This is a genomic window from Pseudofrankia coriaricola, from assembly GCF_032027725.1.
In the GTDB taxonomy this organism is placed as follows: domain Bacteria; phylum Actinomycetota; class Actinomycetes; order Frankiales; family Frankiaceae; genus Pseudofrankia.
This window is the reverse complement of sequence record NZ_JASNFO010000016.1, coordinates 101,361-116,097: the sequence shown is the minus strand read 5'-3', so window position 1 is coordinate 116,097 and position 14,737 is coordinate 101,361. Positions and strand designations below refer to the sequence as shown.

Genomic DNA, 14,737 nt, shown 5'->3' with positions numbered 1-14,737 from the left:
CGGCCCCGACCAGATGATGATCACCCAGGTCGACACTGTGATCAACATGGTGGTCGGGCCCTCGGTCCTGCGGTTCTGTCGGCACCGTGAGAAGCCCGGCGAACGCTAGGGCGTAGCAGATCAGATAGGCGAGGTCAGGCGGATGCAGTGCCGGCACGTTGGTTCCGCGGGCAGGAGCCGTGTGCGCGGACACAGCCAGGCCGATCGTTGTAAGGATCGCGCCCGCGCCGGTCAGCCATCGCCATCTGCGCTCGGCGCCCCGGCGACGCCAGCCTCCGATCGCGCAGCACACCGCCGCGGCCGCGGCGGCCACCGCCCCCGCGATGCATTCCGCCAGGATCGCCGCAGGCCTCGAAGCGATGAGATCGACCACCAGAACGATCAGAACCGAGGCGCCGGCGACAGCCAGCAGCAGCCAGAACGCGCGGCGGCTGACCACCGGTCGCTGCGCGAACGGCATGGTCTGCACGGTCATGGACCAGCCGGCCTTGTCGAAGCGCGCTTCCAGTCTCGCGGGCGGCTTCTGACTGTCCTGACCCTCTGTATCGATCTTCACCATGAGCGCCCGCCACAGGTCAGTCCCGACGGAATGCCCCAGTACATCCCCAACGTCCTGCTACTCGAGATCTACCTGCCCATTTCGTTTCCCTTGAATCAGCCGGGCGATGATTGTCCAGGATGGCGATTCTGGTATCGGAAGGTCGCATGGAGCGAGCTATGTCGGGAATGGTCGGCACCGTCCGGCCGAGTGAGGATGCGCCGACAGATCTGGCCGCGAAGCGCCGCGACGTCGTGGCGCAGCACGAAACTCAAGATCGTGAGCGCCGAAGGTTTGACCGGCACGGACGTCGCCATCCTTGACGTGGGCCATGGCAACACCGACCTGCGACACTGACCTGCGACCGGGCGTCCGTGGCGCCCTGACTCGTCCACACCCGATGCCGGGTGTCTCCTCGTCACTCTGGAGCCGTGGGCGCCGTGTGCTGCCAGGGCGTGGCTTCGACGCCGCCCGCCAGGAAGTCGATAAGATCGTCGAGAAGCTCACGGAACGGCGTGGACAGCGCGCCCGCACGCCTTGCGGTCTGGTACCGGGACAACGTGTGGACCGTGGTGGTCATCATTACCATCCAGCGCTCATCGAGGATGGATCGCTGGTGGCCGGGAAGAAGCTGGTACAGCAGGCTTGTGAACGTTTCCATCGTGGTGGAGGACACCGCTCCTTCCAGGCCGATGTACCCTCCGTGCTCAACTATGTAGCGTGACAGGAACGCCAGGTAGTAGTTTCCGTCCTCTACGTGGCCGGCAAGGGACCGGACGAATGCTCCGACGACGTCGTGGACCCGCGGCTCGCCGCTGGCAAGGAGTTCCGTGAGTGCTTTGGCTCGAACCCGCTCACTCGTCGAAGCACGATAGGAGGTGATCTCTCTCAGTAGGCTCTCGCGGTCGCCGAAATAGTACTGGACGGCCGTGTTGTTCCGCTGGCCCGCAGCAACGCTGATGTCGCGTAGGGGCACGGCCGCGATGCCGCGCTCCGCGAACAGTCGCTCGGCCGTCTCCAGAATGAGCTGACGGGTTGCGGAGCCCTTGGAATTGAGGCGATCTCGGCCCCCTGGGTGATCCTCGCCCGAAATTCTATTCTGGCGTACCGACATGCACGATCCTATTGTCGACAGCGGGCCGTAAGACTCGGCATGCAGTGTATCAAAATGTCGGCGATCGGCGCGCCAATGAGTACCGATGGTGCTCGCGTGATTACTTCTGGTGAGAGTTGGTGTACGGAAGCCGCCCGGGTGGCCCAGGTCGAGCAGCGCGGAGTTGATATCTAGCTTTCATTGTTGTGGCGTTGTGAATTACCCGCCACTGGGACCTTCTTAAGGCTCAAGACTTAAAAGTCGTTGACACGCCCGGTGACGATGTCTAGAGTCTGAACCGTCGGGTCGACGGCCGCTGGCGACGACCCTGCTTCTGGTTGAGGCGCACGCCGCTTCGGCCGAATGCGGCGGAATAGATGTGCGGGGCCGGCCGGGCGCTGTGCGGTGGGAGAGTCGGTGTCCGAGGAAATCCTGGAAACGATTCGCTCCCCGCGGCGGGTGCGCGGCCGACGGCGGCTGGCTGTTCCATGCCGATCCGCACGCCGGTGAAGAGGCTGGTGCGCGCACGGTCACCTGGGCCGATGGCCGAATCTTTCCCGGCGCGAGAGCGACCACCCGGGCCCCGGCATCTCTGGCTAACCCTGCTCTCGTTGGGGACAGCGGGCGGGAAGGTAGTCCGGAGATCCTCTGCTTCCCGGCCCGGGATCACGAGCCGAGATGGCTCGAGAGATCGAACGGGCGACAAGCGTCGCACGGCGTGGGCCATCGAAAGGATGATCATCGGCAATGAGACTCAACGACAAGGTCGTCGTGATCACCGGGGCTGGCGGGGGCATCGGTGAGGCCTGCGCGCATCGATTCGCCGCTGAGGGGGCAAAGGTCGTCGTCACGGACATCAACCCGGCCGGTGTCGAGCGTGTGTCGAACGCCATCGGCGGCGTCGGCCTGGCGACGGACATCACGGTGGAAGAGAACGTGCGCGCGGTGGCCAACCTGGCTCGCCGGACCTACGGTGAGATCGACATCTGGTTCAGCAATGCCGGCGTCGCCGGCCCCAGCCAGCCCGGTGAGATCCAGGAGAACTTCCTCTGGGAGGCAGCCTGGAGACTACACGTGCTCGCTCACGTGTATGCGGCCCGCGAGGTGCTGCCGGCGATGCTCGAACGAGGCGACGGCTACCTTCTCCAGACAGCGTCGATCGTCGCGCTTTCGGCCCATCCGGAGAAGGTGACCTATTCGGTGACGAAGCACGCGGCGCTCGCGTTTTCCGAATGGCTGGCGATGACGTATCGCGGGCGGGGAATCAAGGTCTCCTGCTTCTGCCCCGGCGCGATGCTGACACCTATGCTCCTGAACGACGAATTCCCGGAAGACCACCCGGTGCTGCGGACCGCGCTCAAGCCCGACGAGGTCGCCGATCGGCTCGTTCAGGCCATCGACCGCGAAAAATTCCTCATCGTCGATTCTCCCTGGGGGCCGGAGGCCTTGATGGCCAAGGCGACGGACTTCGACGGCTGGCTTGACCAGGCGGCGGCCCCTTTCAGATGAGACCTCTCGCGATGCAGCCGGTCCAGGACCCCGAAAGGAGTCACAGAGTGCTGTTCCCGGTCAACAGACGATTAACCAGAACCGTCACGCTCGCGGCCAGCGCCAGCAGCCTGGCCGTCTCGCTCGTAGCCTGCGGTGGAGGCGGTGCCAGCGGTGTGGGTGGGGCGTGCTCGACGACGGTGCCCGGCATCACACCCACGGAGGTCAAGGCGGGCATGGTCTGGAGCGACACCGGGCCGGGGGCCGCGACCATGCGCTCGTTCCGCGCCGGGGTGGACGCCCGTTTCCACGTGGCGAACGAGGAGGATGGCGGTGTGTACGGCCGCAAGGTCACCTACGCCTGGCGGGACGACCAGGCGGACCAGCAGCTCAACCTGAGCGCCGTCCAGGAGCTGCTCGACCAGGAGAAGATCTTCGGGCTCATCTACGCTCCCGGCGCCGGCACCCAGTCCGCCAAGCTCCTGCAGGAGCGCAGTGTCCCGGTCACGGGTATCGCCAGCGACCCGGTCTGGCTGGGGATGAACAACATGTTCTCCTGGTTCTATCTCGGGAACGGCTCCAGCACCACCACCGGGAGGTACGTCCGTGACCAGGGCGGCACCCGCGCCGCCGTCTTCGCGGTCGACGCGATCGCCTCGAGCGGGGACTTCGCCCAGCAGACCGCGGCGAGTCTGAAGGCGAACGACGTCTGGGTCGTCAAGACGTTCTACATCGGAGAGATCACCAGCTGGCAGACGGTCGCCCAGCAGATCAAGGCGAACGGCATCGACGCCCTCGCGGGCGTGCTGATGCCCGCGGGCGCCGCGGAGCTGCTGCCCGAACTCGCGAAGATCGGCGTCACCCTCGGGGACGGCCTCAAGGTCGCCCTGATGCCCTTGGGCTACGACAACAGCAACCTCACCCAGCTCGGCCGGGCACTCGCCGGCGTGTCGATCTTCACCGACATCCAGCCCTTCGAACTCGACACCGCGGACCAGCGGAAGTTCAAGCAGGCGATGAACGACTTCGCCCCCGAGATTCAGCCGCCCACCCAGGACGCAGCGGCGGATGGCTGGATCTCCGCCGACCTGTTCCTCCGTGGCCTCGAAGCCGCCGGGACATGTCCCACCCGGGAGTCCTTCATCACCGGCCTGCGTGCCGTCAGGGACTACGACGGCGCCGGCATGACCCCCGATGCCAGCAACGACCTGTCCACGAACTTCCGACAGACCTCGACCTGCTACTCGGCCATCAAGATCAGCAGGGACGGCTCCCGGTTCGAGCCGACCAGCTCCACAGCCACCTGCGGAGACGTCATCACCCCGGAGCAGATGGCCGCCCTGAACCAACGGTCCTGACCGATGTGTCAGCGACCCGGGCGCGACCAGTCACGTCACGGGGTGGCTCGTGATCTATCCTGACCGGGAAATTCGCGCGCCCACCGAGACGGCGCCGGCCCGCGGGCGTGATCGGCACGTGGCCCGCGACTTTCTCGGTCGCCGCTGGGCGGCAACGTCCATGACCCTGACCGGTCGGTGTCACCGCCGGCTCCGGGCGCGGCTCCCTCCGGCACGGCGTCCCGGCAGTTCCGCGCCCGCCGCCACGCCGGACGTGCCCGGCGACGAGTCGTGGGCCGGCGGCGGCGTTCAGCTGTATTTCCACCTAGGTGAGCCAGGGAGAGATCCGATGGGAAGCATCTACTTCGAGGCAGTGGTCGACGTGCCGGCCAAGCTGGTATGGGACTTCGTGGACCGTTACACCCGCTCCGAGGTGCACGTCTTCTCGGCCTGCGTCGCGGAGCGCCAGGAGGGGGAGTACCGCGTCGTCACGCTTCCCGGTGGAGAGGAGGTCTGGGAGCGCAACCTCACCGTGGACCCAGTGCGTCGCCGGGCCTCCTACACGGTCCCCGAGCTGAGCGACGCCGAGTATCACCACGCGGAGATGCGGGTCGACGTCGTCGGCGACAACGCGGCGCGCCTCATCTGGGTGACCGACTACCTGCCGCACGACCTTGCCGAGCAGCGGGCCGAGATATACCAGGTAATGTTCGACGAACTCGTCGCCGCGGTGACCGCGCACGCCACCGGGCGTGCCGGGGCCGACTCCTGACCGTCTGCGCCAACCGAGCGACCATGGTGACCGGAGACAGCGAAAGCATCGGACCTGCAGGGTCCAAGTACATCATGGCCCAGTCGAGGCACTCGGCGCGGACGGTGCGGACCCAGCGTTCGGTGTAGGCGTTCGCGCACGGAGCCTGGACCGGAGTTGCCGGCGTGACGAGAAACGTCGACCAGCGCGGGCGGGGGAGGAGCCGGGCCAGCGAGAGGGTGCCGAGCCGCTCGACGACATAGCCGCGCAGGTCGTCGCGGACCTCGTCGGCGTACCCAGACAGCCCGGGCGAGCAGCCGTTGCAGGCGCTTGCCCCCCGCTGAGATCGCGCTCACACACCTGTAGAGACGCTCAGCTGATCACTCGCTGTGCGCCGCGGTCGCGCTGACCTTGGAGAGTGGGCAATCGGGATGGTAGATGATCAGCCCGCCCGTGCCCTCTCGTTTGGCCGCGTACATCGCCTGGTCGGCTTGGTGGAGCAGAAGGTCGGGAGTGGCTGGCTGAGCGGAGGAATTGAGGGTGACCAAGCCGACGCTGACTCGGGGGACGTAAGGCTGACCGCCTAATAGGCACGGCTCCTGCATGGCCTTCGTGAGCCGCTCACCCATACTCCTAGTGTCCGGGTCGCCGCCATTCAGGATGACGGCGAACTCGTCGCCGCCGAGTCGTGCGACCGTGTCTCCCGCGCGGGTTCCCGCCCGGATCCGTTCCGCGCTGATCTTGAGTAGCTCATCCCCGGCGGCATGCCCGAAAGTGTCGTTTACGTACTTGAACTTGTCAAGATCCATGAAAATGACGGATCCGGTGGTGGGTGATTTGGAGCCGTTGGCCCCGTGGTCGAGTGCCCGTTGCAGCCGTCGAGTGAACAGGGCCCTGTTCGCTAATCCTGTTAGCGGATCGTGGTACGCCTGGTAATGGAGCTGCTTTTCGCCTTTCCGGATCTCGGCGAGCAGTTGGGTGTTCTCCGCGAGCGTGAGCATCTGCCGGACCAGCGCGACCAGCAGCAGCCCCACCATGCTGTAGGTCTCGAACCAATCCAGCGACCGGTCAGCGAGCATTTTGACACCGACCACCAGGCCCGCGGCGACGAGCGCGACGTATGGTAGTACGGCATGCGCCCACATCGATCGCGGGCCGGACAGTGACGTTAGTTCGTCGTCCGGCGTGGCTGCTCGGGCTGGCACTAGCGCCGAAAGAAACAACAGCAGATCGCCGACCGTGAATCCGACGTAGGCCGCCGCCGGGGGGTTGTAGATTTTGCTCGCGGTAAGGTAGGCGAAGATGCTGCCGAAGATTGCGATAAACAGCAGGCCCGCGCCGAGCAACGCTAGCGTCAGCGGCGAGGGAGACCGGCGGAAGAATGCGATGAGCGCGACAGCCGTGGTGAGCGTCAGGCCCCCAATGGGGGTACCCGCGACCACCAGAAACTGCGTGAGGTCGGGCGCCCCCGCGCGGAAAATCGCGCCGAGCATCGTGGCCCATTCGAGCAGGACGATCGAACCGACGATCAGCACGCAGTCCAGCAAGGTTACGGCGTACCAGCGATATCCGCCGCGCCGCGGCGACCCGGCACCTCCGGCCATTTTTTCTTTGGAGTCCGTGGGCAGCGACAGCAGGCCCGCCAGCGCCACCGCATAGAGGACGAGAAAACCCGCCTGCGCCGGAGAATACCGACCCATCGTAGAGCCGCCGGCCATCATCGCCTGCGCCGTTCCGATGCTGGGGCCAACCGCGCCGGCCGCGGCGAGACCGATGAGAAGCCGCCAGCGCCGCTCGGTACCGCGCGCCAGGCGGGCGGTCCAGAAGCATGCGACGGCCGTGGCCAGCAGGGCGGCGGCAGACATGGCGTTGATGGCGGCCCCGGCCGTCTGCCGGTCTAGGAATAGCGCGCAAGCTAGGGCGCAACCGACGATGGCCGCGGATCCTACGATCGCGTACTGAAACGACCGCGGCGCGCGACCCCGAACGGCCGGCCGCCGCGGGCCTAGTGCACCGCCGCGAACTCCGGACATCTCTCCACCCTCACTGGAGCGTACCGCAGTCCTTCGACTGCGAATCGCGACGATCTGCGCAGGCGCGGGACCAGATGAGGGCCTGATTACTCACTATGAGTGGAACCTGGACCGGGTGACAGGCGGGGAACGCTGTGTGCCCACGGTGAGGCTTCCCCGACCAGCCCCGGCGGCCCGGTCGGTAGCCCGTCGGCCAGGTCGGGCTCGGCAGGTCAGGCCAGGCGCGCTCGGCTGTCTCCACGGCGAGGGCGATGGTCTCGTGACCGTGGAGAAGTACGTCGTCGTACGCCGGCGGGCCCACAGGAGGTCGTCGAGGTTGTCCCGAGCCTAGCTCGGGCCGCTTCGCCCAACTGCAGGAGCGTCCGGCCGGGGTGGGAGCGGTCGGTCGCCGTGCTCTGTGCCGCTACCGCCCAGAAGGCGCCCGCCGGGCGACCTACGCCCGCGACGAGGGTCTGATGCCCGACCAGACGATCCGAGTCCTGCAGGGCCTCAAGGCCGCCAGATTGATCGAGGAGATCGGACACGGCCGTACCCAGCGTTACATCGCTGCGGGCCCCGCCGCTGAAGCCGAACGGACGATCCGCGCCGCTCGGCCAGGTTTGTCAGTTTCCGTGCAGACTGCTCAGCGGCCGGTGACGAGGGCGGCGGTCTGCGCCTCGAGCCGGCGAGCATCGTCGGTATCGTCCGGGCCTTGGACGAGCGCGACCTGCGTGGCGCCGCGGTAGGCGGCGCGGCCAGCGGGCGGGTCGGCGACGAGTGCGATGATCGGCGCTATCGCATCGTCCGGCCGTTGCCCGGCGACAGCCCCCAGAACGACGGAGGCGATCTTCATCCCTCGCCCGACGTCGCCGGCGAGGCTGGTCCTGACCAGCCGCCTGGGTCCCCACGTGAGGTAGGTGAGCGCCGGGTTGTTACTGGTCACGAGGACTCCGAGCAGCTCGTTGGCCCGCCGCTGCTGGGCATTGGACCGGGCGAAGCTGAAGCGCTGCGCGGATTCGAGATCGTCGAAATCGATCGCCCCGGCCTTCGCGCCCGGCACCGACGTGTTCACGACTATCGGGCGATCGCTGTTCGCGAGCAGCGACGCCAGCCCGGCGACCAAGATGTACTTGGAGACGAAGAACAGCACCCACGATGCCTCATGACGCTCCGCGGTCTCGTGGCGCTTCTGGCGGATGAACGACGCGGCCAGCACGAGTACATCGATGCGCTCGTGTGACGGCCTTATCTGCTCGACCACCCGTTCGCTCTCGGCGACGAGCGACAGATCGGCCGCGATGAACGACGCGCGACCGGTCGCGGCGACGCCGTCGGCAGTCGACGAGGCGAGCAGCGCCTCGAACTTGGCTCGGCTGCGGCCCACCACGACGACCCGGTCGCCCTCCCGCAGGTAGTGACGCGCGAGTGCCGCTCCCATCCCGTCGGTTCCTCCAGTGATCACGATCGTCTTCATCGCCACTCCCACACTCCCACCGCATCGGAACGAATGTTCCGTTTTGGCGAAGATAGCACATCGGAACATGCGTTCCGGTGCGGCGTGGCGGGCCGCTAGGCTTGTCGTCGTGGAGCGCACGCAGGGCCCGCGACGCGACGTGGCCGCCAACCGGGCCCGTATCGTCGCCGCGGCCACCACGATGTTGCGGGAGTGCGGCCTGAACGTCGACATGCGCGCGATCGCCAAGGAAGCGGGCGTGGGCGTCGGCACGCTCTACCGGCACTTCCCGACACGCCAGGACCTGGTGCACGAGGTCACCGGCACCGATCTGGCCGGCCTGGCGACGTCCGGTCTGTCCCCGGATCAGCCCGCGATCGAGGCCCTCCGGGCGTTCTTCACCACGGCGCTGACCCCTCTGGTCCGTAACCGGGCGGCGGTCGACCTGCTCGCGAACGCCGAACCCGCAGGCGCCGACCTCCAGCGGTGCCTCACCCACCTGACCGGCGTCGGACACGACGCCGTCGAACGCTCCCGCACCGACCACACGCTTGCCGACGACATCACGGCCACCGACATCGCCTACCAGTTCCTCGGCACGGTGCGAATACTCCAACTCGTCCCACAACCGGATATTGCGGACATCGGGCACCACGTCGAGCTCACCCTCCGAGCGCTGCGGCGACATTCCTAGACGCCTCCGCCCGCCGCCGGTCTACCGCTGCTCACCACCGCGGACGCGCTCACCGGACGGCCTCTCGAGCCGCTCGCCTACGCCCGCGAAAGCCGCCGCCTGCTGGTCCTCGCACCGCGTAGATACCCATGTGGTAAATGTTGTTCGGCGTTCCGAAGAAGATCAGATCGGCCCGGCTGTTTGGCGGACTGGGGCACGCGCAGCGTCGCGTTGAACTGCTGCGGCGGCGGCGCGAGCAGCCAGTCCGGTAGGCCAGGCGCATTGCTGCGCCTGGCCGCTGTCGCGTCTGCTGGCTGGGAGATGCGGGGGTCAGATGGACGATTCGGGTGCTGGCTGTGGGTGGGCGAGTGGGGGATCGGCGCTGTCGGCCTCGACGTTCACGGGTCGGCCGGGTAGCAGGACCGCGGCGGCGATGCCGATGGCGGTGATGCCGGTTGCCCACCAGAACGTGGTGTCGAAGGCGTTGGCGAGCTGGTCGGGTGTGTGGCCGTCGTGGGCGGTCTCGGTGAGGATGCGCTGGGCGAGGATGACCGCCATGAGCGCGGCGCCGAAGGTTCCGCCGAATCGGGAGAAGATCTGTAGCACCGAGCTGGCGTGGCCGGCGGCGGACGTCGGTAGGTTCCGGAAGCCGGCGGCCATGGTCGGCATCATCGTGGCGCCGAATCCCAGCCCCCGCACGACCAGGGCCACCGCGAGCAGGGCGTACGAGGTGTGGGTGGAGGCCTGTGTGAGGATCGCGGTACCGGCGGTGATCAGCGTCATGCCGGCGACCACGACCCAGCGGGCGCCGATCCGGTCGGTGAGCCGCCCGGCTGTCGGCATCGCCAGCGCCGCTCCGAGGCCCTGCGGGGCGAGCAGCAGCCCGGCGTGCAGGGCGTCCTCGTGCCGGACCTCCTGGTAGTAGAGCGGGAGCAGCAGCATCACGCCGAACACGCTGACGCCGATGAGCGGGGTGACGACGCAGGAGGCGGCGAAGGCGCGGTCTCGGAAGAAGGCCAGTGGGATCAGCGCTTTCTCGCCGCGGCGGGCGGCGTAGCCCAGGAAGCCGGCGACCAGCAGGACCCCGGCGAGCAGGAAGGTCCAGGCCTGGGGTCGGGCGAAGCTTCCGGCGGCGCCGGCCCGCGACAGACCGTAGATCACCAGGGCGAGTCCTGGGCCGAGTAGCGCAAGCCCCGGGAAGTCAAATGGTCGTCGTTCGCCGGTGGTGGGCTGGTCGGCGGGCAGCTGCCAGAGGCTGACCAGCACTGAGACGGCGCCGACGGGAACGTTGACGAGGAAGATCCAGCGCCAGGAGAGGTGGTCGACGATCAGGCCGCCAAGAATAGGTCCGCAGATCGGCGCGAGCAGCGCGGGGACGCCGACGACCATCATCACGCGGCCCATGCGCTTCGGGCCCGCGGCCCGGGCCAGTACGGTCTGCGCGACGGGGAGCAGCAGCGCTCCGGCGGCGCCTTGCAGCACCCGGAACCCGATGAGGCTGCCGACGTTCCAGGCCGCGGCGCACAGTGCCGAGCTGGCCGCGAACAGGGCCGTGCCGGTGACGAACAGGCGCTTGGCCCCGATCCGGTCGACGGCCCACCCGGTGGTCGGGATGACAACGGCCAGGGCCAGCAGGTAGCCGGTGACGACCCATTGGATGGTGGAGAGCCCTGCGGACAGCCGGTGGCTGAGCGTCTGCAGCGCGACGTTGACGATCGTGGTGTCCAGCTGGCTCATGATGATGCCCAGCACGAGGACCAGGCCGAGGCGGACCAGCGCGGGGTCGAGCCGATCACTGCTGGCGGGTGGGCCGGCGGGCGAGTCCGGCGATGACGAGGAGGTCATACCGACGGACGGTAGGTCGCTAAGTGGGTCTGATGTGTAACACTTAGGCGGTGAGTACGGCTCCGGTCGGGTCCAGGCAGCGCGGGCCCCGCAGCGACGCGCAGCGCAACGACGAGCACATCCTGCGCACCGCCGCCCGCGTACTGGCCGAGGACTCTCGCGCCACGGTCCAGCGCATCGCCGACGAGGCCGGCGTCGTCCGGGTCACTGTCTACCGCCGATACCGCAACCGGGACGCGCTGCGCCGCGCGATCTTCGACGCCGCGGCGGCCGAAGCCCAGCAGGTCATCGACGACGCGCTCGCGACCGACCTCGATCCGGTCTCTGCCCTGCGAGCCCTGATCACCGCGATGGCCGAGATCATCCAGCGCTACCCGCTACTCGCGGTGTCCACGGACTGGCAACCGCTACCGACCGACACCCGCCGGCCGTCTCCGCCACCGGCCTCACGACGCATGCACCAGGCCGTCTTCGGCCTGGTCACCCGCGGCCAGCGCGACGGGGCACTGCGATCAGACCTGCCCGCCGAGCTCCTCCCCCAGGCGATCACCGGCACCCTCCACATCGTCACCCGCTTCGCCCGCAGCCTGCATGCCGACACCGACCAACTCGGCGCCCAGGTCGCCGACCTCCTCCTACACGGCTTCGCGACCCACCCCCCCTCCCGTGGGGACGGTTGACCTCCTCGTTGCCCAGTTGGTCGACGAACGCGATCGCCAGACCCGCGGTCTGCGGGCTAGCGGCGTGTTGTACCTGCGCGGGTTGCTGATGCCGGGCGTTGCGGGCAACTGCTGGTCGATCGCGGAGGCAGTCGGCCTGGACCGGCCCGCGTACGAGCATGCTCAGGGCTCAGCGTGGACGAACTACCTGGTTGTGGGGCGGGTGGGGATCGAACCCAATGCCACTTAGTTGGATCCTTCGCGATCTTCACGTTAACCGCTGACCCGCGGTGATGCCGGTTGGTCTTGGCCTAACTAAGCGGAATTGGGCTCGAACCCACGGCCGGAGGATTATGAGGACTATTCGGCTTAGCGGTGTGCTGAGCTGCATCAATGCACGTCGCGCGGCACTGTGAGGTACCGAATACTCTTCTGTATCGCGGCCGTTCGACGGCCGGTTCGAGGTGGTCCGCGTGGTGGATCTCGCATGCAGGGAGGGTAATCCTCCTAGGCGTCCGTCTGCGGCTCAGTGGGGACCGTGCGGCAGGTTGGAGCCCCGGGGCGCGCCGGGCGCGGTTCGCACCGCGGCGAACACACCCTGAGATCCGCCGGGTGACCTGGGCCGAACTGAAACCTGATTGACGTGATGACTGCGTCATAGTATCATCTGTGCATGCTCTACCCCACGCCGTTCCTCACACCTGCCGATGATCGGGTGCTTGACGAGATCGACGCCATGCGGCAGGCGCTGCGGCACCAAGTCCAGACCATGCCGTCGAAATGGACTGCTGGGCTCCGGAATTTCCTGACCGCCGATGCGGTCGCGGCCTCAAACTCCATCGAGGGTTTCAAGGTATCCACGATCGATGTCGAGGATCTAATAGATGGCGAGCGGGATGTCGAGGTCTCGGACGAAAACCGCGAGGAGACCCTCGCCTACCAGCGGATGATGACCTACATACAGACGCTCCACGATGCCCAAGACTTCAACTACAGCAAGGGCCTATTTAACGCTCTGCACTGGATATTGCAAGGCCACCGTCACACCGCGCGCAAGCCATCCGGACAGTGGCGCCGGGGTCCCGTCTACGTCACGGACGCCCGCGACCCCAGCATCGCGGCCTACACCGCCCCAGACGCCGATGCCGTCCCCACGCTGATGAAAGAACTCGTCGACTGGCTCAACACCGAGAACGACACCCACCTGCTGGTACGGGCAGCTATGGCGCATCTGCACCTTGTCTCCATCCACCCTTGGACCGACGGGAACGGCCGGATGTCCCGCTCGCTGCAGACACTCATGATCGCCCGCGAAGGTGTCCTCGCCCCGGAGTTCTCGTCCATCGAGGCATGGCTCGGCCGCCCCGGCAACACCTGGGACTACTACCGCGAACTTGCCGACCGGGGCCCGAAATACGCTCCCGACCAGGACGTCTCGAGCTGGATCCGCTTCAACCTGACCGCCTATCACCAGCAGGCCCAGACCGTGCAAGGCCGACTCGACCGCTCCGGACGGGTATGGGGCGCGCTCTCGGAGTTCGCCGACGGCAACGACCTGGACGAGCGAGTGGTGACCGCCCTGCACGACGTGGCCATGGCTGGACGCGTCCGCCGCTCACGGTACGAGCACGCCGAGGGTCTGAGCCTGCAACAGGCGCAACGCGATCTTCGTGACCTCACCACCGCTCAAGTCCTGGTGCCGGTCGGCCGAACCCGGGCCCGCTACTACACGGCGGGCCCCCGCTTCCCTCAGCCGGCACTCGACATCACACGTACCCCGATGAGCCTGAGGAATCCATACACAAACTGACCGGAATCAGGGGCGACCGCGACAGTTTGCGATACCCGCCGCCCAGCATACGTGGCCCCGCAATCTTGAAAGTGTTCGTCTGTACCAGCGCCGCCATCCCCTACCAGGCATTCTGCATGGGTTAGCGGGATGCTGGCGCTGGCACGTCATCGCCCACTGCTACACGATCAAGGCTCCCAACAACGCGTACTCGTACCTCCACCACATGGACCTGCCGGCCTGGCACGGCTAACCGGGTCGCGACGGAGCGCGTGCGCCACGCCACGTGGCCGGCCGCGGCGCCCGTCCACCAGGTCGCTCCTGATCGATCTCCGGAGAGACAAGGGCTCCCGGTCGAGCGGCGCGCCGTCGTCAGGGGCGGTTGAGCGCCCACGCGGCGGCCAGGGCCAGACCCGTGGCGACCAGCACCAGCGCCACCCCGCCGAGAAAGAAGAACCCGACCGTCTTCAGCAGCGCCACCGCGACCGGGATGGTGGCGGCCAGGACGAGGAAGCCCCGGGCGGTGACCGGAGCGCGCAGCAGCGTCAGCCACGTCCTCGACGCGCCGTACCCTTCCTGGCTCAGGTCCGCCAGCACGGCCGGGACCAGCCGCAGCGTCCCCCAGGACAGCGCGGCGAACGCGGCGGACAGCCCGAGGGCGTAGAGGAAACCGATGGCGCCGCCGAACGCGTCGAACGACGCGCCGGCCCCGACCGCGGTACAGACGAACGCGAGGTACCAGGGCACGGTGCGGTCCTGTCGGGCCCGGCCGACCAGCCGGCGGGCCTGCGCCATCCGCTCGGCGCGCCGACCGCCTCCCGCGGAACCCGTGACGTCCATCGCAGACCAGCTCCCTCCACGCCCGTGAACCTCGGATGCTTGACGTCCATCGTCTCGCCCCCGATCCGTGGACGCAGGACATCGCCGGATTCGACCGGCCAACCAGGCCCGCCCGCCAATCCCGCGCTGGCCCGACGAACCGTTAGGCGTCGGTGCAGCCGAGGAACAGGGCGGCGTGCCCCCGGGGGCAGGTCCTCGAGATCCACCCGGTTCCAGATCGTCGTGTCCTCGATCCAGGAAAGTGCCTCGCGCGCGTCGC

The 14,737-nt window shown here is 67.7% G+C and carries 12 protein-coding genes; 7 read left to right on the top strand and 5 right to left on the bottom strand.

What is annotated here, in order from left to right; genetic code table 11:
* Positions 1 to 181: 181 nt before the first annotated feature.
* The gene (locus QOZ89_RS09925) at positions 182 to 895 is read left to right on the top strand and encodes a hypothetical protein (protein WP_312623597.1); all 714 of its coding nucleotides are present in this window, start codon (positions 182 to 184) and stop codon (positions 893 to 895) included.
* Between the two features lie 61 nt (positions 896 to 956).
* On the opposite strand, the gene QOZ89_RS09920 is transcribed toward QOZ89_RS09925, so the two are convergent.
* On the bottom strand, positions 957 to 1,652 hold the full coding sequence (locus QOZ89_RS09920; RefSeq protein ID WP_312623596.1) for a TetR/AcrR family transcriptional regulator: 696 nt from the start codon (positions 1,650 to 1,652) through the stop codon (positions 957 to 959).
* 726 nt (positions 1,653 to 2,378) lie between these two features.
* On the opposite strand from QOZ89_RS09920, the gene QOZ89_RS09915 reads away from it, so the two are divergent.
* From QOZ89_RS09915 to QOZ89_RS09905, 3 genes are all read left to right on the top strand, one after another.
* The gene (locus QOZ89_RS09915; protein WP_071051296.1) at positions 2,379 to 3,140 is read left to right on the top strand and encodes an SDR family oxidoreductase; all 762 of its coding nucleotides are present in this window, start codon (positions 2,379 to 2,381) and stop codon (positions 3,138 to 3,140) included.
* Positions 3,141 to 3,187: 47 nt separating this feature from the next.
* Positions 3,188 to 4,477 (top strand): ABC transporter substrate-binding protein, encoded by a 1,290-nt coding sequence (locus QOZ89_RS09910; RefSeq protein WP_312623595.1) that lies wholly within the window; start codon positions 3,188 to 3,190, stop codon positions 4,475 to 4,477.
* 328 nt (positions 4,478 to 4,805) lie between these two features.
* Positions 4,806 to 5,228 (top strand): SRPBCC family protein, encoded by a 423-nt coding sequence (locus tag QOZ89_RS09905; protein WP_071051295.1) that lies wholly within the window; start codon positions 4,806 to 4,808, stop codon positions 5,226 to 5,228.
* Between the two features lie 359 nt (positions 5,229 to 5,587).
* On the opposite strand, the gene QOZ89_RS09900 is transcribed toward QOZ89_RS09905, so the two are convergent.
* Together QOZ89_RS09900 and QOZ89_RS09895 are read right to left on the bottom strand one after the other, a co-directional pair.
* Positions 5,588 to 7,072: a diguanylate cyclase domain-containing protein gene (locus QOZ89_RS09900; RefSeq protein WP_312623594.1), complete on the bottom strand. Its 1,485-nt coding sequence runs from the start codon at positions 7,070 to 7,072 to the stop codon at positions 5,588 to 5,590.
* A gap of 790 nt (positions 7,073 to 7,862) precedes the next feature.
* Positions 7,863 to 8,693 (bottom strand): SDR family NAD(P)-dependent oxidoreductase, encoded by an 831-nt coding sequence (locus QOZ89_RS09895; RefSeq protein ID WP_312623593.1) that lies wholly within the window; start codon positions 8,691 to 8,693, stop codon positions 7,863 to 7,865.
* A 109-nt stretch (positions 8,694 to 8,802) separates the two neighbouring features.
* Here QOZ89_RS09895 and QOZ89_RS09890 point away from each other — a divergent pair, with 109 nt between their 5' ends.
* Positions 8,803 to 9,366, top strand: coding sequence for a TetR/AcrR family transcriptional regulator (locus QOZ89_RS09890; RefSeq protein WP_157910576.1), 564 nt, complete (start codon positions 8,803 to 8,805; stop codon positions 9,364 to 9,366).
* A gap of 309 nt (positions 9,367 to 9,675) precedes the next feature.
* On the opposite strand, the gene QOZ89_RS09885 is transcribed toward QOZ89_RS09890, so the two are convergent.
* The gene (locus tag QOZ89_RS09885) at positions 9,676 to 11,190 is read right to left on the bottom strand and encodes an MDR family MFS transporter (protein ID WP_071051292.1); all 1,515 of its coding nucleotides are present in this window, start codon (positions 11,188 to 11,190) and stop codon (positions 9,676 to 9,678) included.
* A 50-nt stretch (positions 11,191 to 11,240) separates the two neighbouring features.
* Between QOZ89_RS09885 and QOZ89_RS09880 the strand changes: the two genes are divergently transcribed.
* Together QOZ89_RS09880 and QOZ89_RS09875 are read left to right on the top strand one after the other, a co-directional pair.
* Positions 11,241 to 11,870 (top strand): TetR/AcrR family transcriptional regulator, encoded by a 630-nt coding sequence (locus QOZ89_RS09880; RefSeq protein ID WP_071051291.1) that lies wholly within the window; start codon positions 11,241 to 11,243, stop codon positions 11,868 to 11,870.
* Between the two features lie 652 nt (positions 11,871 to 12,522).
* A complete protein-coding gene (locus tag QOZ89_RS09875) occupies positions 12,523 to 13,659 on the top strand; it encodes a Fic family protein (RefSeq protein ID WP_312623592.1) in 1,137 nt (378 codons plus the stop codon).
* Between the two features lie 351 nt (positions 13,660 to 14,010).
* Here QOZ89_RS09875 and QOZ89_RS09870 read toward each other — a convergent pair whose 3' ends face one another.
* A complete protein-coding gene (locus QOZ89_RS09870; RefSeq protein WP_312623591.1) occupies positions 14,011 to 14,478 on the bottom strand; it encodes a hypothetical protein in 468 nt (155 codons plus the stop codon).
* Positions 14,479 to 14,737: the final 259 nt, after the last annotated feature.